This is a genomic window from Methylobacterium sp. ME121, from assembly GCF_000974725.1.
GTDB lineage: Bacteria > Pseudomonadota > Alphaproteobacteria > Rhizobiales > Beijerinckiaceae > Methylobacterium > Methylobacterium radiotolerans.
In genome coordinates this window covers 1-23,154 of record NZ_BBUX01000020.1, presented here as the reverse complement: position 1 = coordinate 23,154, position 23,154 = coordinate 1, and the positions used below count along the sequence as shown (strand labels likewise).

The 23,154-nt window shown below is 68.2% G+C and carries 18 protein-coding genes and 2 pseudogenes; 8 read left to right on the top strand and 12 right to left on the bottom strand.

Features of this window, described 5'->3' with window-relative positions; genetic code table 11:
• Nucleotides 1–31: 31 nt before the first annotated feature.
• The gene (locus ME121_RS14895) at nucleotides 32–2,482 is read right to left on the bottom strand and encodes a PAS domain-containing protein (protein WP_059409079.1); all 2,451 of its coding nucleotides are present in this window, start codon (nucleotides 2,480–2,482) and stop codon (nucleotides 32–34) included.
• Nucleotides 2,483–3,202: 720 nt separating this feature from the next.
• Nucleotides 3,203–4,009 (bottom strand): SDR family NAD(P)-dependent oxidoreductase, encoded by an 807-nt coding sequence (locus ME121_RS14890; protein ID WP_059409078.1) that lies wholly within the window; start codon nucleotides 4,007–4,009, stop codon nucleotides 3,203–3,205.
• Between the two features lie 292 nt (nucleotides 4,010–4,301).
• Between ME121_RS14890 and dps the strand changes: the two genes are divergently transcribed.
• From dps to ME121_RS14855, 6 genes and pseudogenes are all read left to right on the top strand, one after another.
• Nucleotides 4,302–4,838, top strand: coding sequence for a DNA starvation/stationary phase protection protein Dps (gene dps / locus ME121_RS14885; protein ID WP_043074865.1), 537 nt, complete (start codon nucleotides 4,302–4,304; stop codon nucleotides 4,836–4,838).
• Nucleotides 4,839–5,432: 594 nt separating this feature from the next.
• The gene (locus tag ME121_RS14875; protein WP_043074863.1) at nucleotides 5,433–6,557 is read left to right on the top strand and encodes a sensor histidine kinase; all 1,125 of its coding nucleotides are present in this window, start codon (nucleotides 5,433–5,435) and stop codon (nucleotides 6,555–6,557) included.
• The gene (locus ME121_RS14870) at nucleotides 6,541–6,966 is read left to right on the top strand and encodes a response regulator (protein WP_059409076.1); all 426 of its coding nucleotides are present in this window, start codon (nucleotides 6,541–6,543) and stop codon (nucleotides 6,964–6,966) included. Before ME121_RS14875 ends, ME121_RS14870 begins: the two co-directional genes overlap by 17 nt.
• A gap of 7 nt (nucleotides 6,967–6,973) precedes the next feature.
• Complete coding sequence (locus tag ME121_RS14865) at nucleotides 6,974–8,146, top strand: hybrid sensor histidine kinase/response regulator (protein WP_059409075.1); 1,173 nt, start codon at nucleotides 6,974–6,976, stop codon at nucleotides 8,144–8,146.
• Nucleotides 8,147–8,314: 168 nt separating this feature from the next.
• Nucleotides 8,315–8,914 (top strand): Crp/Fnr family transcriptional regulator, encoded by a 600-nt coding sequence (locus ME121_RS14860; protein ID WP_179240032.1) that lies wholly within the window; start codon nucleotides 8,315–8,317, stop codon nucleotides 8,912–8,914.
• An 89-nt stretch (nucleotides 8,915–9,003) separates the two neighbouring features.
• Nucleotides 9,004–9,727 (top strand): annotated as a pseudogene (locus ME121_RS14855) (ATP-binding protein); the annotation flags it as partial.
• Nucleotides 9,728–9,766: 39 nt separating this feature from the next.
• On the opposite strand, the gene ME121_RS14850 reads toward ME121_RS14855, so the two are convergent.
• The 3 genes from ME121_RS14850 to ME121_RS14840 all read right to left on the bottom strand — a co-directional run bounded on the left by ME121_RS14850 (nucleotide 9,767) and on the right by ME121_RS14840 (nucleotide 11,878).
• Nucleotides 9,767–10,687, bottom strand: coding sequence for a molybdopterin-binding protein (locus tag ME121_RS14850; protein WP_059409074.1), 921 nt, complete (start codon nucleotides 10,685–10,687; stop codon nucleotides 9,767–9,769).
• Complete coding sequence (locus ME121_RS14845) at nucleotides 10,684–11,568, bottom strand: cytochrome b/b6 domain-containing protein (protein ID WP_245337899.1); 885 nt, start codon at nucleotides 11,566–11,568, stop codon at nucleotides 10,684–10,686. Before ME121_RS14845 ends, ME121_RS14850 begins: the two co-directional genes overlap by 4 nt.
• A gap of 76 nt (nucleotides 11,569–11,644) precedes the next feature.
• Entirely contained in the window at nucleotides 11,645–11,878 is a 234-nt protein-coding gene (locus tag ME121_RS14840; protein WP_059409073.1) for a hypothetical protein, read from the bottom strand.
• 560 nt (nucleotides 11,879–12,438) lie between these two features.
• On the opposite strand from ME121_RS14840, the gene ME121_RS14835 reads away from it, so the two are divergent.
• Both ME121_RS14835 and ME121_RS14830 read left to right on the top strand, forming a co-directional pair.
• On the top strand, nucleotides 12,439–14,523 hold the full coding sequence (locus tag ME121_RS14835; RefSeq protein WP_059409072.1) for an ATP-binding protein: 2,085 nt from the start codon (nucleotides 12,439–12,441) through the stop codon (nucleotides 14,521–14,523).
• Nucleotides 14,520–14,996, top strand: a complete 477-nt coding sequence (locus tag ME121_RS14830; protein WP_059409071.1) for a VOC family protein — start codon at nucleotides 14,520–14,522, stop codon at nucleotides 14,994–14,996. The genes ME121_RS14835 and ME121_RS14830 overlap by 4 nt, the downstream gene beginning before the upstream one ends.
• A gap of 289 nt (nucleotides 14,997–15,285) precedes the next feature.
• Here ME121_RS14830 and ME121_RS14825 read toward each other — a convergent pair whose 3' ends face one another.
• From ME121_RS14825 to ME121_RS14795, 7 genes and pseudogenes are all read right to left on the bottom strand, one after another.
• Nucleotides 15,286–16,983, bottom strand: a complete 1,698-nt coding sequence (locus tag ME121_RS14825; protein ID WP_059409070.1) for a GMC family oxidoreductase — start codon at nucleotides 16,981–16,983, stop codon at nucleotides 15,286–15,288.
• Nucleotides 16,984–16,997: 14 nt separating this feature from the next.
• Nucleotides 16,998–17,657 (bottom strand): gluconate 2-dehydrogenase subunit 3 family protein, encoded by a 660-nt coding sequence (locus ME121_RS14820; RefSeq protein WP_059409069.1) that lies wholly within the window; start codon nucleotides 17,655–17,657, stop codon nucleotides 16,998–17,000.
• Between the two features lie 14 nt (nucleotides 17,658–17,671).
• Nucleotides 17,672–18,658, bottom strand: a complete 987-nt coding sequence (locus tag ME121_RS14815; RefSeq protein ID WP_246753125.1) for a hypothetical protein — start codon at nucleotides 18,656–18,658, stop codon at nucleotides 17,672–17,674.
• A 40-nt stretch (nucleotides 18,659–18,698) separates the two neighbouring features.
• The gene (locus tag ME121_RS14810; RefSeq protein ID WP_059409068.1) at nucleotides 18,699–19,793 is read right to left on the bottom strand and encodes an enolase C-terminal domain-like protein; all 1,095 of its coding nucleotides are present in this window, start codon (nucleotides 19,791–19,793) and stop codon (nucleotides 18,699–18,701) included.
• Between the two features lie 15 nt (nucleotides 19,794–19,808).
• Nucleotides 19,809–21,596: a thiamine pyrophosphate-requiring protein gene (locus ME121_RS14805; protein WP_059409067.1), complete on the bottom strand. Its 1,788-nt coding sequence runs from the start codon at nucleotides 21,594–21,596 to the stop codon at nucleotides 19,809–19,811.
• Between the two features lie 181 nt (nucleotides 21,597–21,777).
• On the bottom strand, nucleotides 21,778–22,722 hold the full coding sequence (locus ME121_RS14800) for an SMP-30/gluconolactonase/LRE family protein (RefSeq protein WP_059409066.1): 945 nt from the start codon (nucleotides 22,720–22,722) through the stop codon (nucleotides 21,778–21,780).
• 198 nt (nucleotides 22,723–22,920) lie between these two features.
• A pseudogene (locus ME121_RS14795) lies at nucleotides 22,921–23,154 on the bottom strand (IS630 family transposase); the annotation flags it as partial.

Genomic DNA, 23,154 nt, shown 5'->3' with positions numbered 1-23,154 from the left:
CGCCCTCCCGGGGTCGTCGCCTCGCCCGGGCCTAGCGCGGGCCGGTCGCCGACCGGCCCGGCACCGCGCGGAAGGCCTCCGCGACCTGCGCGGCCGAGTAGGGCTTACGCACGAGGTCGAAGCCGTGCGTGCCCTCCCGGGCCATCACGTCGCTGTAGCCGGACGTGAGGATGATGGGCAGGTCCGAGAGCATCGCCCTGATGCGGTGGGCCATCGCGATGCCGCCCATTCCCGGCATCACCACGTCGGAGAACACCGCGTCGAACCGGTCCGGGTCGCGCTCGATCTCGGAGAGGCCCTCCTCGCCGTTCCTTGCCCAGACCGTGGAATGCCCGAGCTCCTCCAGGATCTGCGTGCAGGTCCGCCCGACATCGAGGTTGTCCTCGACGACGAGGATACGCAGCGCCCGGCCGTCGGACGCCGCCGTCCCTCCGTGCGGCGCCTCCGCTGCGGGGGCGTCGACCTGGGGAAGGTACAGGGTGAAGGCCGTCCCCCGGCCGGGTTCGCTCGCGACGTCGACGTCGCCGCCGGACTGCTTGGCGAAGCCGATGACCTGGCTGAGTCCGAGGCCGGTCCCCTTGCCGATGCCCTTGGTCGTGAAGAACGGCTCGAAGATGTGGGGGAGCGTCGCCAGGGGAATGCCCGTACCCTGGTCGATGACGGAGACCGCGACGAACGGCCCGCGCGTGCCGGCGTGCCCGCGGATCTCGGGCAGGCCACGGCGGCATTCGAGGCGCAGCGTCAGCGTGCCCTCGCCGTCCATCGCGTCCCGGGCGTTGACCGCCATGTTGATCAGCGCCGTGTCGAACTGGGTCGGGTCGGCGAAGACGTGGCAGGCCGCCGTCGGGACCTCGACGACGACCCGGATGCGGGCGCCCGTGACCGAAGACAGCATGTCCGCGGTCGAGGCGATGCGCGCGCCGACGTCGAACGTCTCGGGCATCAGCGACTGGCGGCGGGCGAAGGCGAGGAGTTGGCCCGTGAGCTTGGCGGCCCGGTCGACCGTATCGGAGACCGCGTCGATGTACCGTCGCCGCCGCTCCTCCGGCAGGTCGGGCTTGCGCAGCAGGTCCATCGACGAGCGGATGATCGTCAGCAGGTTGTTGAAGTCGTGGGCGACGCCGCCGGTCAACTGCCCGACGGCCTCCATCTTCTGGGCTTGGCGCAGGGCTTCCTCCGCCTTGGCGAGCTGCTCCAGGTCGCGCAGCCGCTGGGTCACGTCGGTCGCGTACTGGAAGGCGCCGATGCGTCGGCCGTCCGCATCGCGCAGCGGGGTGAAGGCGAGTTCGTAGTAGGGCCGCTTGCGGTCGGGGTCGCCGAACTCCTCGACCAGCGTGAAGGCATCGTCCGTCAGCGCCCGGGACCAGACGGCCCGCGCCTGGGCCTGCTGGTCGGGGGCGTGCGAGAGCAGGCCGATCAGGTCGTCGCCGACCTGGGGCCGGATGCCGTAGATGGCCTCGAACTCGTCGGCGTAGGCCCGGTTGAGGGCGAGCAGCCGGAACTCCGGGTCGAGGGCGCAGACGAGGGCGTCGGTGATCTCGAATACGTCCGCCCAGAGCTTGCGCTGGGCGAGCGCCTCCTCGATGCGGCGCTCCAGGTGCGCGTTGAGCTCGCGCAGGTCGCGCTCGGCGAGCTTGCGGTCGTGGATGTCCTCTACGACGCCGTACCAGGAGACGATGTTACCGGTCCCGTCCCGGCGCGGCTGGGCGCGGGCGCGCATCCAGCGGTACTCGCCTGTCGAGCCCATGCGCAGGCGGTAATCGACGTCGACCGTGTCGCCCGAGGCGAGGCAGGCCGTGAAGACCGTGACCGTCGACGGGATGTCTTCGGGATGGACCGCCTTGATCCAGCCGGACCCGTAGGGCTCGCGCGGCCCCTGGCCGGTCAGCGTCAGCCACCGGTTCGAGAACGAGGTGACGTTCCCTTCCGGGTCGCAGGTCCAGGGCACCTGCGGGTTCAGCTCGACCGTGTGCCGGTAGTGGTCCTCGCTCTCCCGGAGCGCCGCCTCGCCGACGACGCGGGCGGTCGTCTCCGCGGTGACGCAGAACAGGCCGGCGACCTCTCCGGCCTCGTCGAAGGCGGGCGAGTAGGTGAAGGACCACCAACCCCGCTCCGGCCTGCCGTCGCGCGAGAGGTCGAGCGGCATGTCGGTGACGGTGGTGCCCTCGCCGGCCAGCGTCGTGGCGACGAGCGGGCCGATCTCGTCCCAGATGCTGGCCCAGACCTCCCGGAAAGGACGTCCCAGCGCCGTGTCCCCGCGGTAGCCGAGGATCGGCCGGTACGCGTCGTTGAAGAAGCACAGGAGATCGGGCCCCCAAGCGAGAAACATCGCCGTGGGGCACGCGAGCATCTGCGCCAGCGTGCCCTTGAGCGCCGGCGACCAGGTCCCGGGCAGTCCGAGCGGAGTGCTCGACCAGTCGCGCTTACGGATCTCGGCGCCGGTGACACCGCCGGAGGGGAGGAACTGGAACGGATCGATCACGCCGGGTCGGACCCCGCTATCGCGGCGCGGCGGGCATTCCGGCAAGGGCTCGTTCCTCGGCGGCGGAAGTCGCCGCCGGGAGCGGGCGAGCGGAAGATCGATAGGAGTAGCCACATGCGGCGGCTATCGCCCGTGATGGTGGGCCGGGCAATCGGACGGCCTGTCACGCCTTGCCACCGGCAGTTGGTGCGGGTTCGTCGCCTTCTTGACCCCTCCCGCCCTGGTTCGGATCGGGCGGAGGCAGGTGCGGCGGGGGCAACCGACCGGGGCTGGGAGGCGTCGGCAGGCCGATGTCCTCGGTCACCGGCGGGACTTCGCCGGATTCAATGTCGTTTCCCATCGCCTTGCCCTACGCTCGACAGCGAGGGACAACGCGGAAGTATCCGGAAGGTCGCTGGCCCAATCCTAAACCGAGAAGTCGAGACCGGAACGGCAAACGGCCAGACCGTTCGCACCGGAGAGGTCGTCCGTGCTGCCGCCGGCTGCACAACACCTCGCCGGTGCCGCAGCTTGCCTTCCATACGGACAGGGGCATGTGAAGCAGGTGCTTGCTCTGAGACCAGCCCCAGCCCACCGCACGACGCGTGGGACCTGACTCTACCAGCCGCTTCCCGTAGCCGGCCGCAGGATCGCCGAAAGGCAGTCCTAACCGGGCTGACGGCTCAGGTCGTCTCAGAGCTGCAGCGACTTCGTCCGGTCCGAGACAGGCTTATCAGCGCCTCAAGCTCCCATGGTCATGACCGAGCCACCGTCGACCCGCAGGAACTCACCGGTGATGAAACTGGCGTGTTCCGAACAGAGGAACGTGACTGCGGCGGCGACTTCCTCCGCGCGTCCGCGGCGCTTGGCGACGATGCCGGGGCGCTCCTCGTCCAGCGTCACCTGGACCGCCTCGTCAAAGGAGATGCCCTTCTCCCTCGCCTTCTTCTCCATCTGGGCGTCGGTCATCGGCGTGGCGATGAAGGCCGGCCCGACCGCGTTCACGAGTACGCCGTCAGGCCCGTAGGCCTTGGACAGTCCCTTAGCGAGGTTCAGGACGCCCGCTTTGGCCGCGGCATACGGCAGTTCCTCGACGTAGGGCTGCACGGCGTCCTCGGAGGAGAACAGCACGACCCGGCCCCAGCCGGCCTTGCGCATGTGTGGGATGAACGCCCTGGTCGCGCGCACTCCGGCCATGAGATCAGTTTGAATTGCCTCAAGCCAGTCGTCGTCGGTCAATTCGAGGAAGTCCCCCGACGCCCCGGTGATGCCTGCGGCGCAGACGAGGATGGTGGGCTTGTCGTCGAAGGCCATGTTGGCGAAGGCGGCGAGCACGTCGATCCCCTTGGCCGTGCTCAGGTCGGCCTCGACAGCGCGAACCTGGCCCAACACCACAAGTTCGTTGGCCGTGGCCTGCAGCTCGGGGCCTTCCTTGTCGGTCAGGACGACGTGGGCGCCCTCGCGCAAGAGATGCTCGGCGGTCGAGCGGCCCATGCCCGACTTGGCCCCCGTCACGACCGCGACCCGCCCCCTGATGCCAAGATCCATCTGTTCCCTTCCGTCATCTTTCGAGAGGCCCACCCTGTGTCACGGCGGGACCGATAGTTGGGAAGCCTGCCTTTCGACGTGAGTTCCGTGTCCTGGGTCCTCCCCCGGAGGAGTACAAGCTCGATGTCTGCGAAACCCTGGACCGAACAACCACCTCAACCGGTGCAACGAGCCCGCGTTGGACCAATGCATCCTGGACGATGCGGGCCCGCGAACCCGGCAGGGCTGGCTCCGACCGAGGGAACCTCCTCCACGCCCCGCTATTGCCGCCTCGACACAGTGGAGCACAGGCATGGCCACGAGCAGCACCCCGCGTACTCACCAGACCCGCAACAACACCAATTCCAACGCCAAAAGGGTTTCCATCGAGGCGCTGAACGCACGGCTGGCCGACGGCATCGACCTCGCCCTCGCGATCAAGCAGGCCCATTGGAACCTGAAGGGACCGCAGTTCATCGGCATCCACCTGATGCTGGACGGCTTCCGTGCCGAGATCAGCGACCTCAACGACAAGGTAGCGGAGCGGGCGGTTCAGCTCGGCGGTACGGCCCTGGGAACGGCGCAGGTCGTGGCGGGATCGACCAAGCTCCCCGCCTACCCGACCGGCATCTATGCCATCGCTGACCATATCGCCGCGCTGATAGACAGCTATGCCGTGTACGCCAACGCCGTGCGCGAGAACATCGACGAGACCGATGAGGCGGGAGACCCCGACACCGCCGACCTGTTCACGGAAGTGTCCCGCGCCGTCGACAAGCAACTGTGGTTCCTCGAAGCCCACGTCCAGGAGCCGACAGGCCAGATGCGGGACGGCGACGCCCGCAGCTGAGTTGTGTGCCGCCTCTCCGTGACCGACCGAACGGGGGGCGGCTACGGTGCTCATCGACGAGCGATGCGCTCGGCAGGTCGGTCATCCCCGACACCCAAGCCGCGACCTGCCGAGGCTGCGCGGGAGCTGACCCAGCGTTGCCTGCCCCGCGAGCGACGGGCGTCCCTCAGCCATGACCGGGACTCCGCCGACGCCTCGCGGTCGAAGCAGGGCGGCCGCATTACCGCGCAACTCCATGGCGCGGATGCGCTGGCTGCGAACCAGTACGCACAAGGTTGGAACGTGGATGTCCCCGGGCCTGCATACCGCCAGGTCCACCAGGGCGTCGGCATGAAACTCACGCCCGACGGCCTCGTCCAGCAAGCGGCGCATCAAACCGTATTCCCCGTCGTGCATCCCGATCCACGTCGCTTCGCGGTCCAAGTGAGCCGGGCCCGCTGCCGCGGAGATGTCGACGCGACCACGGCTAGTCAATTCAATCACGCTACGACAGGCCTTGCCGCCACCGCTTTGTCACGGCATGGGGCGTCACGCCTATACCGAAGTGGGCGGGCGTCATCTTCCCCGCCAATCTATCGACCAAGGAGAGCTTGCGTGGAGCGAGCCGCGAACCTGACGGCGGACGACTTCCGCGCGCTCGCCGACGCGCTGCCGCAGATGGCCTGGGTCGCCGAGCCGAACGGCGACATCATCTGGTACAACCGGCGCTGGTACGACTACACCGGCACCACCATCGAGCAGATGCGCGGCTGGGGCTGGCGCGACGTCCACCATCCCGACCATGTCGAGCGCGTCGTTGCACTCATCAGCGAGGCGTTCCGCACCGGCGAGCCGTGGAAGGACACTTTCCCGCTGCGCGGCACCGACGGCGAGTACCGTTGGTTCCTGTCGCTGGCCGCACCCTACCGCGGTCCGGACGGCGCCATCCTGCGCTGGTTCGGCACCAACACCGACATCACCGAGCGCAAGGGCTTGGAGCGCCGCCTCGCCCGTCACGCCATCGACCTGCGCCGCTCGAACGAGGAACTGGAGCAGTTCGCCTACGTCGCCTCCCACGACCTGAAGGCGCCCCTGCGCGGCATCGAGAACCTTGTCGGGTGGATCGAGGAGGACCTGGAAGGCTCGCTGACCGGCGACGTCCAGACAAACATGGAGTTGCTGAAAAGCCGTGTGCGCCGGCTGGACAGCCTGCTTGACGACCTGCTGGCCTACTCACGGGCCGGGCGGGCTGATGCGACGATGGACACGGTGGACACGAAGTCCCTCGTCGATGAGCTCGCCGTGCTGGTAAGCCCTCCAGAAGGCTTCGCCATCACGGCAGATGCGTCCCTCCCGACGTTACAGGCGGCGCGTGCACCGCTGACCCAGGCCTTGCAGAACCTCATCGGCAACGCCATCAAGCACCACGACCGGCCGGCCGAGGGGCACATCCGGGTCGAGGCGAGGCCGGCAGGGGACGTGGTCGAGTTCGTCGTGACAGACGACGGCCCCGGCATTCCCGAACAGTTCCGCGAGCGCGTGTTCGGCATGTTCCAGACGCTCAAGCCCCGCGACGAGGTCGAGGGCAGCGGCATGGGGCTCGCCATCGTGCGCAAGCTGGTAGACCGTCAGGGCGGGAAGGTCTGGCTCGCCGACGGGCCGGACGGGCGCGGGCTGGCGGTGCATTTCACGTGGCCGCTCGACGGCCGGAAGGGACGGGCGGATGGGATCGACGGTTAACATCCTGCTGGTCGACGACGACGAGGTCGACGTGCAGGGGCTGAAGCGGGCGTTCAAAAAGAGTAAGATCGGCAACCCGATCACGGTCGCCCGCGACGGCATCGAGGCGCTGGAGATCCTGCGCGGCCAGAACGGGCGCGAGCGTCTGCCCAAGCCCCACCTGATCCTGCTCGACCTGAACATGCCACGCATGAATGGCATCGAGTTCCTGGAGGCGGTGCGCGCCGACGAGGACCTGCGCTCGGCGGTGGTGTTCATGATCACCACGTCGAAGGCCGACGAGGACCGGATGCGTGCCTACGGCCACAACGTCGCCGGCTACATCGTGAAGCGGGACCCGGCCAACACCTTCATGGAGGCGGTGGCGCTGCTGGAGCACTACTGGAAGGTCGTCGAGTTTCCTGCATAGTCGACCCGTGACGAATCCGACCCGCATCCTGCTGATCGACGACGATGCGGTCGACCGTGCGGCCGTGCGCCGGGCGCTGCGCAAGTCCGGGCTCATGCATACGCTGACCGAGGCGTCGGGTGGCGAGGAAGGCCAGCGCCTCGCCGCCGAGATGGCCTTCGACTGCGTCCTGCTCGACTACCGCCTTCCGGGTATTGATACCTTCGCACTGCTCAAGACCCTGCTCGCGGCGGAAGGCGATGCGCGGGCGGTGCTGATGCTGACCGGCGAGGCCGACCCGGAGCTCGCGACACGGCTGATGCGGGCCGGCGCGCTGGATTACCTCGACAAGGCCGAGGTCACGCCGTCCGGCCTAGCCAGGGCTATCCGCTACGCCGAAGCGAGGCGGGCCTTTCAGGCGGAGCTTGCCGCCGCGCGGCGGGAGGCCGAGGCGAAATCCCTCGAACTCGACACGCTGAACCGGCAGAAGTCCCTCTTGTTCTCGATCATCGCCCACGACCTGCGCAACCCGTTCCAGGCCCTCCTCGGGCTGTCGGAGGTGCTGGGCAAGGCTGTCGCGGCCCGCGACCCCGCCTCCATCGAACGGCGAGCGAAGGGCATCCACGAGGCGGCGACGCAAGCCTACGCCCTTCTGGAAAGCCTGTTCTCCTGGGCGAGCCTGCAGATGGACACGATGGCGGTCACCCTGACCGACGTCGACCTCGACGCCGTGACCAGTGAGGTGGTGCGCGGCGCGGCGGAGGCCGCCTCGGACAAGGGTTTGAAGATCGAGGTTTCCTGTGGCGGGATCATCGTTCGCGCACAGCGGGACATGCTGACCACGGTGTTGCGCAATCTCGTCGGCAATGCCGTCAAGTTCACGCTGCCCGGCGGGACCATTTCCGTCACGGGCCGCCAGGATTGGGACGACGTCGAGATCTCCGTTACGGACACCGGGGTCGGCATGCCGCCAGGCAAGGTCGACGACCTGTTCCGGCTGGACAGGCGGACCACCACGAACGGCACGGCTGGCGAGCGGGGAAGCGGGCTCGGCCTGCTGCTGTGTCGGGACCTGGTCGAGCGACAGGGCGCCGTGCTGACCGTGACGAGCGCCGTCGACCGTGGCACGACCTTCCGGTTCCGTCTGCCTGCACCGCTCATGGCCAGACAGGTCCCCGCCTCCGCCGCATCGACTTCCTGAACTCCTCCAACGCCCCTGGCCTTTCGGAGGTGACGAAACGTCCGTCGCCCCGGGAAAAAGTCGCGCCTCCTTGGACGACTTTGGCTCCACTCGTCAGGTATCGGACTTCTTCGCGCCAGGAAATCCGCTAGTGCGCAACCCAACGACCAGCGCTGCGACCATCCCCCCGTGAACATCCGCCCTTCATCGACCATCGACGGCAACTTGCTGCTCGAAGCCCTCGATGCCGACGACCGCAACCTGCTGGCTCTGCACGCCGAGCGGCGCGAGGTCGAACGGGGCGACGTCCTGTTCCGTGCCGGCGACGACGTCAGCCACGTCGCCTTTCCGGCTCACGGCTGCGTCGTCATCCTGGTTGTGCCGCTCATGGACGGAAAGTCCGTCGAGACCGCCACAGTCGGTCGCGAAGGCGTCATGCGCGGCGTCGTCAGCCATGGATACCTGCCGGCGTTCGGGCAGGCGGTCCAGGTCGGCGGCCCGGTCGTCCGGATCGACGCCGCGCGCCTGTCCGAGGCCAAGCAGGCCTCGAAGGCCATCCGCGACCTGTTCGTGCGCTACGCCGACTGCCTGCTGGCGCAGGTGCTGCAGTCGGTCGCCTGCAACGCCGCCCATACCATCGAGCGACGCTGCCTGCGCTGGCTCCTGACCCGGCAGGACCGCCTCGGCACGCCCGACTTACCGGTGTCCCGTGAGATCCTAGCCGACATGCTCGGGTGCGCCGCGCCTACCTTACGGAAGTGCTCGGGCGCATACATCGGGAGGGTTTGATCGAGATCGGCCACCGGCGCCTGACGCTGCCGGACCGTGCACGCGCGGAAGCCGCGTCCTGCGAGTGCCATGCCGCCGTCCGACATCACCGCATCACCATCGAGACCGCCAACCGTTGGATCGACGAGGCCGGCGGCCGCCAGCACGACCTCGCGCCCGGCCAGTACCTGGGCGTCTGCGTGACCGACACCGGCACCGGCATGGCCCCGGACCTGATCGGCAAGGTGTTCGAGCCGTTCTTCACGACGAAGCCCACCGGCGAGGGCACGGGCCTCGGCCTGTCCATGGTCTACGGCTTCGCCAAGCAGTCCGGCGGGCAGGTGCGCATCTACTCCGAGGTCGGCGAGGGCTCGACCGTCTGCCTGTACCTGCCGCGGCACTACGGCGAGGCCGACGAGGACGAGGTCGCGCGCAGGCTCGCCGAGGTGGAACAGGCGGGCCAGGGCGAGACGGTGCTCATCGTCGACGACGAGCCCTCGGTGCGGATGCTGGTTACCGAGGTGCTGGAGGATCTCGGCTATACCGCCATCGAGGCGGCCGACAGCGTCGCCGGCCTCAAGGTGCTGCAGTCGGACGTGCGCATCGACCTGCTGGTCACCGAGGTCGGTCTGCCAGGGGGTATGAACGGGCGCCAGATGGCCGATGCCGGCTGCGAGCGTCGCCCAGATCTCAAGGTGCTGTTCATCACCGGCTACGCAAAAAAATGCCATGCTCGGGAACGGTTACCTGCGCCCCGGCATGCAGGTCCTGACCAAGCCGTCCGTGCTGGAAACCCTTGCCACCCGCATCAAGGATCTCATCGCCGAGAGTTAGTCTCCCGCGCATGCGCCGACCCCTGATCGCCGCAGCGGGTCAGATTCCCGCGTACCAAGCGTAGCCCTGGTCTTCCCAGTATCCGCCCTTGCCCTCGCCGATGTCGGCGAAGCTTTCCACCACCTCGATGCGCATCACGTACTTGGCTTGCTTGTAGCCGAGGTTGCGTTCGAGGCGCAGCCGCAGGGGAGCGCCGTTCGCCACGGGCAGGGTCTTCCCGTTCAGCTCGTAGGCGAGGATGGTCTGGGGATGGAAGGCGTCCACGAGGTCGATGCTCTCGTAGTAGCGAATGGGCGCGTCATTGCCAGTGGAGCTTCCCTCGGCGGCCTGCTGGCCTCCGGAATCCCGCTTGTCCTCACCCCCGCCCGATTGCTTCGTCATCGCGGGGTTGGCGTTGCCGCCGGACGAGGCGTCCTCCGTCCCGTCCTCCACGACGCCATCGTCCTCGCCCTGGTCCATCGTGTCGGCGCAACGGAACACGACGTAGCGCGCCTGCGGTTTCAGCCGTGCCCGGTCCAGGATCTCGGACAGTGGCACGCCGGTCCACTTGCCGATGCAGCTCCATCCCTCGACGCAGTCATGCCGGGTGATCTGCGTCCGGGAAGGGAGCTTGCGCAACTCGGCCAGGGAAAGCTTCAGCGGGATCTCGACGAGGCCGCCCACCTCCAGCCGGTAGTCCGCGAACTTGCGCCGCTCCAGCGCCTTGTAGGCCCGGTCCGGCGGATCCTCGGTGCCGTTCGGCTTGAACCACGGCGAGATGTCGGCCTCGGCGTACTCGGGCGCGAGCGTTCGCTCCGTGAGGAGCAGCCGCTGCACGAACAGGTTCGCGTCCTCGCCGGTCTTGAGCGTGCGCCGGAACCAGTCGGCCTCGCCGAGGCGGTCGCAGCCTCCGAGCATCGCTGCTCCGGCCGCGGCGGTGGCGCCGAGCAGGAGGGAGCGTCGGCTGGGCTTCCGGGTCACGCCCGGTCTCCCGCGCGGTCCGCCGATGCGGGCTCGACCTTGCGCTCAATCACGAACCAGCCGGTGAGCATGCCGCGCATGTTGTTCCAGAACCCCGAGAGCACGACCAAGGCAACGTGGACGACCACGAACAGAACCAGCAGGGCCGCCACGACGAAATGGACCGTGCGGGCCGACTGCCGCCCGTCGAACAGGGTCAGGAGGAACGGGAACGCCACGTCCATGGCTGGAGACATCGCCAGCCCGGCCAGCACCTGCATCGGCAAGAGCACGAACAGCACGATGGCGTAGGTTAGCTTCTGGATGACGTTGTAGCGCTTGGCCTCGTCGCCTTGCGGGAAACGCAGGGTCACGTGCTCCCACACCGAGGCGGCGAAATGCCGGACCTGGTCGCGCTGCGGGACGACGCGAAAGCGAAGCTGGCCGCTCAGCAGCCCGTACAGGAGGTACAGGGCGCCGTTCAGGACGAAGGCCCAGGCGAAGAAGAGGTGCCAGGAGCGCCCTCCCGTGAGGTCCTGATCGCTGGGAAGCGTCAGCCAGGAGGGGAAGCCGCGGTCGGCCGGCTCGCCATCAGCGCCGGGCGAGGAGCCTAGCCAGCCGGTGGTGTCGAGGCTGTGGCCTAGCAAGGTCGTGACGCCCTTGGGCGGGTCGTCGTCAGTCGAGGTCATCGACAGCAGCGGGTGATCGAAGGTCGAGACCTTGCCCCAGTACAGGGCCGGGTGGGCGTTGAAGATCTGCAGGCCGCTCATCAGCAAGACGAGCAGGCACAGGGCGTTGACCCAGTGGGTGATCCGGATGACGGCGGGGTGCCTGAACATCCAGCGCCGATGCTCGACCTCTCCGGTGTCGGGGGCGGAGCGCGTCAGGTAGGTGCTGGGCACAAGGGCGGCTCGTCCCGAGGACCGAGGGGCGCGGCGACCGGACCGAGGGTCGGGCCGCCGCGTTCGTGATGGCCGCTTACATGCGGTTCATCATCATCTTCCGCTTCATCATCCGGCGCTTCATCATCTTCTTATGCATCATGCGCTTCTTCATCATCATGCGCTCGCTGTGCGTCATGCGGACCTGCGTGATGCCTGCCGGGCCGGCCTGAAGGCCGTTCGGGCCCATCGGGGCGGCCGAGGCGGCGCCAGTTCCGAGCGCGAGGCTTCCGAGGACCGCGGCGGCGAGCGCGAGGGTGGTGATCTTCATTCGGTATCTCCTTTACAGGGTAAAATTCTTCTTCCGCACAGTGGGGCAAGAAGGGAAATACGTCACAAGTTCCTGATTTATCGAATTAATTTCTTTGATTGGTGGCCTATGGGCGCAACTCTCCGGGCGCCGGGGCGAGACCCCGCGCCACGCCCTGGCCGGGCGTACCCCGACCTGTACGGAGGCTCGCCGCGGAAGGTTTCAGGGGGCGGGAATAATCTGGTCCCGGGCATGAATGGGGTTGTTGGCGTTCCACACCCTGTTGGCATCACGGACGGGAGCGGACCGGAAGCTGAGCAGCTTGACCTGCACTGGCCTGTTACTGAATGGAGCGGACTAACCTTCCTTCTGTTGCCTCGCCACCGACAAGGGGACGGCTTCCTCCCCGGCCGGATCTGGGGGATTCGGGCAACCGCGGCACCAAGAAGGCGCGACCGCGAACGTCGCGTGGGCCGGTGCGTTCTCCCAAGGCCAGGCTACGGACGGGAATAGAGTTGGCACAGGGTCCTCGACGAGCGGACGACACGGCTGCGGCGGGTCCCGCGGCAAGGGCAAGGGCCATGTCCCGGGCGCTTGCCTACTTTGGGATTGCGGTCTCGATCACTGTCGCCTCGGGCTGGGCGTTCCGATTGCCTCTCCTGACGACGATCCTACCGGGCGAGGCGCCGATGGTGGCGCTGACCGCCCTCGCGGTGCTGATCCTGTCGGTCTCATTGCTGCTCTCGGCCCAGCCCGAGGGGCGAGAGGTCGACAGGTCTGTGGGCCGCTGGCTCGCCGTCGTCGCCGTCGCGGTGGCCGGCGGCGGAGGCATCCAGTACGCCAGTCCGCACGGTTTCCGGCTCGACGACTGGCTGCAGCGGCTCGTGTCAGGCCCGCTCGGGCCGGACAACGGGATGTCGCTCGCGACCGTGGCCTGCGTCCTGGGGGCCGCGGCCGGTATCATCCTCGGCGACGCGCGAGGCCGGACATTCACCCGCCTCGGCGTGGCGGCGGCTGCCTTCGCCTTCGTCGCCGCCGCCGTCGGCGGCCTGGGCTACGTCTACGGGGTCGGCGCCCTCCACCAGGGCGGCCCGTTCTCGCGCATGTCGCTGCTCAGCGCCCTGGCCCTGGGCCTGCTGTCGGCCGGGGTGTTGCTCTCCAGGCCGCACGGGCCGTGGGTCGCGACCGTACTCCGCGGCGGCGAGGTCGCGCGTGTCCTCCTGCCGGCCGTCGTGGTCGCACCGCTGCTGCTCGGGGCGCTGGAGATCTACGCCGTCCGTTCGAACCTGCTGGAGCCCGAGACCGGGACCGCTCTCCTCGTCACGGTGCTCGCGATCTGCCTCGCCGCGCTCGCCCTCCGCCTCGCGCGTGACGTCGAGCGGCGCATCGTCGGAGAGAGACGGCTCAGGGATGCTCTCCAGGCCATGAACGAGGCGCTTGAACGGCGGGTGGAGGAGCGGACCCGCGACCTCGCCCAGGCGCAGGACGCCCTGATCCAGGCCCAGAAGATGGAGGCCATCGGGCAGCTTACCGGCGGCGTGGCCCACGACTTCAACAACCTCCTGACCATCATCCGGTCGTCGGTCGAGTTCCTCCGCCGGCCGAACCTGCCGGAGGAACGGCGTGTTCGGTACATGGACGCCGTGTCCGACACCGTGGACCGGGCGGCGAAGCTCACCGGGCAGCTCCTCGCCTTCGCCCGGCGGCAGCCGCTGAGGCCCGAGACCTTCGACGTCGGCTCCCGCCTCGTCGGTCTGGCCACGATGCTGGACACCCTGACGGGGGCCCGCATCCGCGTCGTGACGACCAAGCCCGAGTGCCCCTGCTTCGTGCACGCCGACGCCAGCCAGTTCGACACCGCCATCGTCAACCTCGCAGTGAACGCCCGCGACGCGATGGACGGCGAGGGCACGCTGACCCTCACCCTGTCCTGCGGCAGGGAGAAGCCGGCGATCCGCGGCCACGCTGGCCTGTCGACGCCGTTCGTGACGCTCGGCGTCGGCGATACCGGCTCGGGAATCGCGGCGGAGAACGTGGCCCGCATCTTCGAGCCGTTCTTCACCACCAAGGAGGTCGGCAAGGGCACGGGCCTCGGCCTCTCCCAGGTCATCGGCTTCGCGAAGCAGTCCGGCGGCGATGTCGACGTCGCGAGCGTCGTCGGTCATGGGACCACGTTCACGCTGTACCTGCCGCAGGGCCAAGAGGCGGTCATGGACGTCGTCGAGGACGCCGTCCATGACGACGCACAGGCCGACGACGAGGCCCGGTGTATCCTGGTGGTCGAGGACAACGTGGAGATCGGGCGCTTCTGCGCGCAGATCCTGCACGACCTGGGTTACGGCGCGATCCTGACGGAGACCGCGGAGGCGGCGCTCGCGGAGATCGAGGCGGTGCCGTCCCGCTACGACGCGGTGTTCTCGGACGTCGTCATGCCGGGAATGGGCGGCTTCGAGCTGGCGAAGCGGCTGCGGGAGACTCACCCCGGCCTGCCGGTGGTCCTGACGTCCGGCTACAGCCACGTGCTGGCGCAGGACGACGCCCACGGCTTCGACTTGGTGCGGAAGCCCTATTCCGCCGCCCAGGTCGACGGTGCCCTACGTTCGGCGACGCGCCGTCGACGACGCGCGCGCGCGCACTCGGCATCCATGCGGGAGATGAGCTCATGACCACCTCGAAGCCTCGCCTCGTCGGGCTGAACCACGTCGCGCTTGAGGTCGGAGATATCGGGGAGGCACTCAGGTTCTACCGGGCCGTGTTCTCGTTCGAGCTCCGGGGCACCCATGAGGATGAGGCAGGCCGCACGGTCATGGCCTTCCTCGACATGGGCGACCAGTTCCTCGTCCTGTCGGCCGGTCGGGAACAGCCGGCCGACACGGAGCGGCATTTCGGACTCGTCGTCGACGATCGGACCGGCGTCATGGAACTCGCCGAGAAAGCGGGTGCGAAGGTCCTGGACCGCCCATTCAACTTCCTCGACCCCTGGGGCAACCGCCTGGAGATCGTCGCCTACCCAGATGTCCAGTTTACGAAGGCGGGCGAGATTCTCAGAGGCATGGGCCTGAATCTCGGGAAAGGCGATGAGGCGTTGGGGGAGTTGCGGCGCAAGCTGTCTTCGCCTCCGGCACGCGCCGAAGATTGAAGGCGTGTTTTTCGGGAAAGGCGGGCATCGGATCACCCGCATAAGCGATGGACGGTCGCAGGTCTCCTGGCGCGAACTACAAGAACGATGGCCCCATCCACATACGGAAAATGGCGACCGAGGGGCTGTCAGTCGCCCCTTTCGTTTCCATCCTGACGATTTGGCCTCAAACCTCCGATGACTCCGCAATGCCTCAGTAACCGTAGCCGTAGGCCCGGCAACCGTACCTATAGTTCGGCGCGTAGCCATCACCGGCGTATGAATTTGCGTCATCGACACGCGAAGCCGGTCACCGCCTCCTCGCGAGTATCCGGTCCGCCGTACGCAACGCGACCGCTTGGATCGTGAGCGAGGGATTGACCCCCCCAACCGTCGGGAAGACCGAACCGTCGCAGACGTACAGGTTCGGGATGTCCCAGGACCGGCAATCGGCGTCCACCACCGAGGTCCGCGGGCCGGACCCCATCCGGGCGGTGCCGTTCAGGTGGCAGGTGTCATCACCCTGGTCCCAAACCTCGCGCCCGCCCGCGACTGACAGGGCCTCGCGCATGAACTTGAGCGCGTGCCGGTTCAACGCCTTGTCGTTGTCGCACCAGGAGTAGGTGATGCGCGCCACCGGTAACCCGTACTGATCCTTCACGTCCGCGAGGGTCACCCGGTTGCGCTCCTGCGGCATGTACTCGGAGACGACCTTGAGCCCGGCGACGTGGTTGTAGCGCTGCATCTCCGAGACGAGCGCCTCCCCCCACAGGCCGTGCGCCGAGGCCTGTGTGTTTGCCCAGAGCTGCGGCAGCGGCCCCTGGCTCATGTAGGAATAGCCACCGAAGAAGTCCTTCACGAAGGGGCCGTGACCCTTGTCGTCGTAGTTCCAGTGCTCGCTGATCGCCAGTGATGGCGGGCCCTTGTAGCTACGGATCTCCTCGTCGAAGACGCCCCAGACCGCTTGGTTGCCCTGGACCATCAGGTTCTTGCCGACGAGGCCCGACGAGTTGGCGAGGCCGTCCGGGAACTCCTGGTTCGCCGAGTTCAAGAGGAGCCGCGGCGTCTCGATGGCGTAGCCCGCCACCACGACGTTCCTGGCCCGCTGGAAGCGCCAGCGCCCCTCGCGGAAGTAGTGGACGCCTATGGCGCGCCCATTCCTCGTCTCGATCCGCCCGACCATGGCGAGGTCGCGGATCTCGGCGCCCGCCTTCAGGGCGCGCGGCAGGTAGCTCACGAGCACGCTCTGCTTGGCGTTGGTCGAGCAGCCCAGCGTGCAGAAGCCCCGGTAGACGCAAGGCGGTGCGTCGCCGTGCGGCGCCGAGACTGTGGCCAGCGGCGTCGGCGTCCAGTCGATGCCCATCGCCTCCGCGCCCCGGGCCAGCACCTTGGCGGCGGCGTTGATCTCGTGCGCGCGGCGGTGATAGCGCCGCCGGTGCGGACCCCAGGGATAGGAGACCGGACCGGAGATCTTCAGGTCATCCTCGACCTGATCGTAGTAGCGCCACATCTCCCGCCAATCGAGCGGCCAATCGGCGCCGTAGCCCATCAGGGTGCGGGTCTTGAACCATTCCGGTCGGAAACGCAGGGCGACCATGGCGTAGTGGACGGTCGAGCCACCCACCGCCTTGCCGGAATTGTTCGAGCCCATCTGCAGCGGGTTCTCGCCGTCGACGATGCGCTCGTCCGTCCAGTAGAGCTTGGACTGATGGCTCTCGTCCGAGGCGAAATCCTCCAGCGGCCGGAAATACGGTCCGGCGTCGAAGGCCACCACCGACACGCCACCCTCCGCGAGCCGGCAGGCCAGGGTGCCGCCGCCCGCGCCGGTGCCGACGATGGCGAAGTCGACCTCCTCCTCGTCCCGGTGCTGGCGCATCGGCACCCATTCGCCGATCCGCATGACGTTGGGCGCGCGGCCGTCGCGGGCGCGGGGATAGTGCTCCGGGTCGTCGCCGGGCGTGATGTGCTTGGGGTTGTCGGCGGCGTTGCCGAGGCCGGGGATGCGCATCGACGAGGGTATCCTTATCGGCCAACCTGGAGGTTCTCTTGGTAAGCCTCGTCCTCGCGGCCGGGCTTGGCCTCGGCGGCCTCCCAGGGGTCGCGACGGTCGAAATCCATGCGCACGTAGCCGCGCGGGCTCGCCGGGCCGCCCCAGCCGATCTCGTTCCAGGCCGTGGGGTGGGCGTAGTACGCCTTGACCACATCGGCGAGGACGCGCTGGTGGAAGAACAGCTTCGAGGGCATGCCCTCCCAGACCGCACCGGTCAGGTCACCCTTCTCGGCGAGCTTCAGAAGCTCGTCCTGCGCCCAGGCGCCGAGTTCGTGGAAGCGTGCCCCGAACCGTGCCCGTGCCTCGGCATCGAGGGCGCGCAGTCCCAGGCGCCATGCCTCGCGCTCCCCGGGCATTTCGGCGTTGCGGTAGCCGTCGCGGGTATCGGTCGCGAGCTTGTGGTCCACGAGGGCGGCCACCGGAACCGGATCCCCCCGGTCGGCGGGTTGCGGGACGATCCGCTCGGCCAGCGACTTCATCGTCGACCATTCGGCCTCGTCGAAGAAGCGGCGCGTCTCCGGCCCGATGGCGAGCCGTTCCTCCAAAACCTCGCGGGTCTTGGCGTTCCAGGACGGGCCGTCGCGCTTCGCGAGCACGTCGTAGCCCGGATAAAGGTCCAGTCTCGGACGCATGATGTTCTTTCGGGTCAGAAGCGGAAGCGGCTGCGTTCGATGAGTTCGAGGGCCGCGAGCCCCCCGAGCGCCACCCCCGAGAAGGAGGGCGGGGCCGGCAGAGGCGGCCCGTCGATGAGGTTCTGGCGCCAGTTGGACCAGCCGCCCATCATCCGGGCGACGCCGTAGCCGTGGAACGCGACGCCACCGACGCCCATCGCCGAGACCGCCCACATCCCCCACTTGGCGCCCGATTGACTCGCTCCCTCCGGTTTGGTCGCGGCGCGGACGAGAAGGGCGGCGGCAAGCGGCGGCAGGGTGACGGGAACGAACATCGCCGGGTTCTGGAAAGCACCCCGGAAGTGAAGCAGCCCGGCCTCCAGGGTCGTGCCGGCGAGCATGCCCGCCGTGGCGACTGCAAGGGAGCGCCCCGCCGGCAAGCCACCGAGCCGCGGCTCGTCGGGGTCGGCGTCGCGCACGCGCTCGGCGATGACCCCGAGGACGCCGGCCAGCGTCAGCGCCATCGGCGCGCCGATGGGGGCGGAATAGAACAGGTTCTGGAAGGAATACCCACCCTCGCGCTTGCCGACGTTGTAGGCGTGGAAGCCGAAGCCGATCAGCCCTGTCAGGCCGGCGAGCGCCTGCACCCCGTGCCGGACGCGGGAGCTGCCGGGGTCGGTGTCGCCGGCCCCGTGCAGGGACGCCGCCAGGGTGACGCTGGACACGACGATGGGCGTGTACATCGCCCGGTTGAAGAACTGGCCGCGGTAGTGCTCCAGGCCGGAATCGAACAGGACCGAGGCGGCGAGCATCGTCGAGGCGTGGTTCAGGCGCTGTGCCGCGCTCGCGGTGACCTCGCGCCCCCGCGGGCTGTAGCTGCGGCCGCCGGCGGCGTGACCTAGGGGCTTGGAACGCCCGGCGGCGAACCAAGTCAGCAAACCGGCCCCCGCCGCCACCGCGGCGAGGACCACCACCGGGTGGACGGCCGCCTCAACTCTCACAGGTGCGACGCGCCGCTTCATGCCTGGCGCATGTTGACGTTTCGGCGGGGGTGGGCCGCGATCAGACGGCATAGGCATCGGCATCCCGGGTCTTGAGGGTGAGGCCGTGTCCCGGCCGGGTCAGATCGGGGGTGATCACGCTATCGCGCGGTGCGGGCGCCCCGTCGAACAGCATCCGCTCGATGCGGACGTGGTCGTGGAACCATTCGAGGTGTCGGAAGCGGGGAGCCGCAACCGCCACCGGGAGGTGCAAGGCGGGGGCGCAGTGGCCGGACAGGTCCAAATGCGCCGCTTCGCATAAGGCCGCTATTTTCAGGAACCCGCTGTAACCGCCGCAGCGGGTTACGTCCGCTTGGGCCACGTCGACCGCCCCCACGTCGAGCAGCCCACGCAAGTCGTCCAGTGTATAGACGTACTCGCCCGCGGCGATTTCCATGCCGGCAGGCGCCGAGGCGCGGACGGAAGCCATCCCCGCGGGATCGTCACTGGACACGGGCTCCTCGAACCACGCGACGCCGAACCGCTCCGCAACCTGCGCGGCGCCGATGGCGTGCTTTGGGGTGAAAGCGCCGTTGGCGTCGATGAACAGGCTCGCATCGCCGATGGCCGCCTTCGCGACCGCCATGCGGGCTGGGTCACGCTCGGGAGCGCTGCCGACCTTCATCTTCACCGATCGGCAGCCATCCCGCTCGATCCACCCGGCAAGCTGCTCGCGCAACTGCCGGTCGTCGTAGCTCGTGAAGCCGCCGCTTCCGTAGATCTCCGCGTGTTCCCGCGCCTGCCCGAACAGGCTCGCCAGGGATACGTCGAGGAGGCGTGCCTTGAGGTCCCACAGGGCGGTGTCCAATGCCGAGATCGCCGTGGCGGCGAGCCCGGAGCGCCCGAGGTTCCGCACGGCGCCCCACAGCACGGCATTGGCCCGCGGGATGTCGAAGGCGGGCAACCCGGTAAGGCGCGATGCGAGCGTGCCTACAATCAAGCGCGCGACACTGGCGTCGGTGTAGCTGTAGCCGAGGCCGGTCTCACCACCGGCCTCGACGTGGACGACGATGATGGTCGTCTTGTCCCAGGCGAAGGTACCGTCCGCCTCCGGCGCGTCGGTGGGAACGGTGTAGGCTCGCGCCCGCACCGTTCCGATCCTCGGATCGTCACGCATGCCGTGGAAGCCGTCCTACTTGCTGCCGGGCAGGACGGAACTCAGCACCTGACGCGCGGTGTCGACGAGGAGGTGGCGCTCCTTCGGGTCGCCCTTGCCGAGCATCGACATGAAGTTCTGCACCTGCTGGAAGGTGAAGAACGGCGGCAGCGGCGGCACCTCGGGGTCGGTCTTCACCTCCAGCACCACCGGCACGGGGCTCGCCAGCGCCTCTTCCCAGGCCGCCCCCATGCGCTCCGGATCGTCGACGTAGATGCCCTTCAGGCCGATCAGCTCTGCAAACTTGTGGTAGGGCACGTTCGGGATGGTCTGGCTCGCCTCGAACTTCGGGTTGCCCTCCATCACCCGTTGCTCCCAGGTGACTTGGTTCAGATCCTCGTTGTTGAACACACAGCAGATCCAGGTCTTGTTCGACCAGCGGTGCATGTACTTCGAGACCGTGATCAGTTCGGCCATGTTGTTCATCTGCATGGCGCCGTCGCCGACCAGCGCGATCACCGGCCGGTCGGGATGCGCGACCTTGGCGGCGATGGCGTAGGGGACCGCCGCGCCCATGGAGGCGAGGCCGCCGGAGAGCGAGCACATCTGGCCGCGGCGCATCCTGAGGTCACGGGCGAACCAGTTGGCGCAGGACCCGGAATCCGAGGTGATGATCGCCCGCTCGGGCATGCGCGGCGACAGCTCCCAGGTCACCCGCTGCGGGTTGACCAGGCTGGCCTTGGCCATCGCCCGGTCCTCGGCCTCCTTCCACCATGAGACCATCCCCTTCTCGATGCCGGTGCGCCAGGAGCCGCCCTCCTTCTTCTGGTCGAGCAGCGGCAGCAGCGCGCGCAAGGTCTCGGCGGACTCGCCGCATAGCGGCACCTCCATCGGGTACCGCAGCGACAGCATCTCCGGCGAGATGTCGATCTGTACCCCCCGGGCCTGCCCCTCCTTCGGCAGAAACTCGGCCCAGGGGAAGCCGGATCCGATCATCAGCAGCGTGTCACAATCCTCCATCATATCCGACGAGGGCTTGGACCCGAGCAGGCCGATGGTGCCGGTGACGAAGGGCAGGTCGTCGGGCAGGGCTGCCTTGCCGAGCAGCGCCTTGGCGACGCCGGCCTGCAGCTTGTTCGCCACCGCGATCACCTCGTCGGTCGCGTGCAAGGCGCCTGCGCCGACCAGGATCGCGACCTTCTTGCCGGCGTTCAACACGTCGGCGGCGCGGCGCAGATCGGCGTCGAACGGCACGACCTTCGGGGCGGTGTAGCCCACCCCGGAGAAGGTGTTGCCGTGCTTGCGTACCGGCTCCTCGTAGGGAACGTCCTGCAGGTCGTTCGGTAGAATGATGGCCGAGACCTTCCGTTCGGCCTTGGCGATCCGCATGGCGCGGTCGACGATGTGGCGGACCTGCGCGGGCGAGGACGCCTGCTGCACGTAGGCTGAGACGTCCTTGAAGACGCTCGTGAGGTCGAATTCCTGCTGGTAGTGGGCGCCGTTGACGTTGCGCGCCTGCTGCCCGCAGATGGCGAGAAGCGGCACGTGGTCGAGATGGGCGTCGTACATCCCGGTGAGCAGGTGCGTCGCGCCGGGACCGGAGGTCGCCATGCAGACGCCGACCTCGCCAGTGAACTTGGCGTAGGCCGCGGCCATGAACGCCGCCATCTCCTCGTGGCGGACCTGGATGAACTCGAACGGCAGGTCGTTGCGCTGGAGGGCGCCGAGCAGGCCGTTGATGCCGTCGCCGGGATAGCCGAAGATCTTCTTCACCCCCCACTCGGCCAGGCGCTTCCAGAAAAAGTCGGCGACGGCTTCGGCCATGGCGGATCCTCGGAAATAGGTATCGGTGCCGCCCGCTTGGCGAACGTGGTCGGGGGCGGCATGGGATGGAGCCTGCGTGTACCGGCACACGGCTTCCTTAGTCCGAGGCCAACCTCGCATGGGAAGGCCGGTTCCTGCGAGTTTCCGAAGCATTCTGACGATGCCGTGATCTCTCCCCGATCTACTGGGCGGCGAGGTCCAGGGCGTAGAGGTGCTGTTTGGACGTGATGAACAGCCGTTGCTGCTCCGGGGAAAAGCAGAGATTGGAGCACACCTGAGGCGTCGGGATCAGTCCGAGCCGGTGCCCCTCCGCAGAGAGGACCTGGACCCCTGCCTCCGAGCTCGTCCAGATCCAGCCGCGATGGTCCACGCGGACGCCGTCCGGCACGCCGGGCTCGACCTCGGCAAAGACCCGCGGTTCGCCCAGGGTTCGGTCATCCACGACCGCGTAGGCGTGGATCGTGTGCCCGTCGCCGCCCTCGGTCCGTGAAGTGTCGCTGACGTACAGGGTGCGCCCGTCCGGCGAGAAGGCCAGCCCGTTCGGCTGGCCGAGGTCGGCCACGCGCCTGACGGAGCCGTCCGCCGGGTCAAATCTGTAGACGCTGTGATGGCCCAGGTCGGACGCGGCCAGCACCCCCTGCCTGGGTAGCCGTAGCCCATAGGCTGGATCGGTGAACCAGAGGGCGCCGTCGGCGCCGCAGACCACGTCGTTCGGAGCGTTGAACCGGCGGCCCTCGTAGGTCTCGACCAGGGCCTCGTAGTGTCCGTCCGGGGATGTGCGTGACAGGCGGCGGTTGCCGTGCTCGCAGTGGACTAGGTTGCCGTCCCGGTCGACCGTGTTGCCATTGATGAACGGGGTTGCGTCGATGACGACCCGCACGCAGCCGTCGGCGTGCCAGCCGAGCACCCGGCGCCCCTCAACGTCCGACCACACCAGAATGTCGCGGGCGGGCCACCAGGTCGGCCCCTCGCTGAAGACGGCCTGATCGTAGAGCGAGACGAGACGGGCGTGGTAGGGCACTACCTCGGTGAAGCGCGGGTCGGACGCCCGGGGTGGATCGACGTGGTGGACGGGCTCGGGCGGACCGGGTCGCCGCAGCAGATTCGACGCGGGTTCAGCGTTCATGATCCCTCCCTGATCGAAGTTTTAGGGCACCTCAGTGGGTGCATGTCTCGAACGGTTAATCCCTCCGGGTTGATGTCGTTCTCCCGCCACCCCCGGCTGACTTGTCGGGTACGACCTAAAGAATGCGGGATCGTCGAAGATCATGAATCAAGAAAAACGCCGATCTTTTCGATGACGACTGCAGCCGGCACCTTGGGGCTAGTGGTCTGAGTTGGAAATTCTTTGGCAGAAGCGTTTGACGCTGGCGAGGATGGCATCGGCTGATTTGGTCCAGACGAACGGCTTTGGCTCGGCGTTGGTCTGATCGATGTAGGCGTGGATGGCGGTCTCCAGATCGCCCGTGGTCTCGAACACGCCGCGTTGAAGCTGGCGCCGCGTCAGCAGCGCGAACCGGCCCTCGACGAGGTTGAGCCATGAGGCCGAGGTCGGGGT

Bases quoted from the DNA above. Each gene is read 5' to 3' on its own strand.
- ME121_RS14815 (WP_246753125.1), bottom strand. From the start codon at position 18,658: ATGAAGCGGCGCGTCGCACCTGTGAGAGTTGAGGCGGCCGTCCACCCG.
- ME121_RS14800 (WP_059409066.1), bottom strand. From the start codon at position 22,722: ATGAACGCTGAACCCGCGTCGAATCTGCTGCGGCGACCCGGTCCGCCC.
- ME121_RS14840 (WP_059409073.1), bottom strand. From the start codon at position 11,878: ATGAAGATCACCACCCTCGCGCTCGCCGCCGCGGTCCTCGGAAGCCTC.
- ME121_RS14810 (WP_059409068.1), bottom strand. From the start codon at position 19,793: ATGCGTGACGATCCGAGGATCGGAACGGTGCGGGCGCGAGCCTACACC.
- ME121_RS14890 (WP_059409078.1), bottom strand. From the start codon at position 4,009: ATGGATCTTGGCATCAGGGGGCGGGTCGCGGTCGTGACGGGGGCCAAG.
- ME121_RS14805 (WP_059409067.1), bottom strand. From the start codon at position 21,596: ATGGCCGAAGCCGTCGCCGACTTTTTCTGGAAGCGCCTGGCCGAGTGG.
- ME121_RS14825 (WP_059409070.1), bottom strand. From the start codon at position 16,983: ATGCGCATCCCCGGCCTCGGCAACGCCGCCGACAACCCCAAGCACATC.
- ME121_RS14830 (WP_059409071.1), top strand. From the start codon at position 14,520: ATGACCACCTCGAAGCCTCGCCTCGTCGGGCTGAACCACGTCGCGCTT.
- dps (WP_043074865.1), top strand. From the start codon at position 4,302: ATGGCCACGAGCAGCACCCCGCGTACTCACCAGACCCGCAACAACACC.
- ME121_RS14835 (WP_059409072.1), top strand. From the start codon at position 12,439: ATGTCCCGGGCGCTTGCCTACTTTGGGATTGCGGTCTCGATCACTGTC.
- ME121_RS14820 (WP_059409069.1), bottom strand. From the start codon at position 17,657: ATGCGTCCGAGACTGGACCTTTATCCGGGCTACGACGTGCTCGCGAAG.
- ME121_RS14870 (WP_059409076.1), top strand. From the start codon at position 6,541: ATGGGATCGACGGTTAACATCCTGCTGGTCGACGACGACGAGGTCGAC.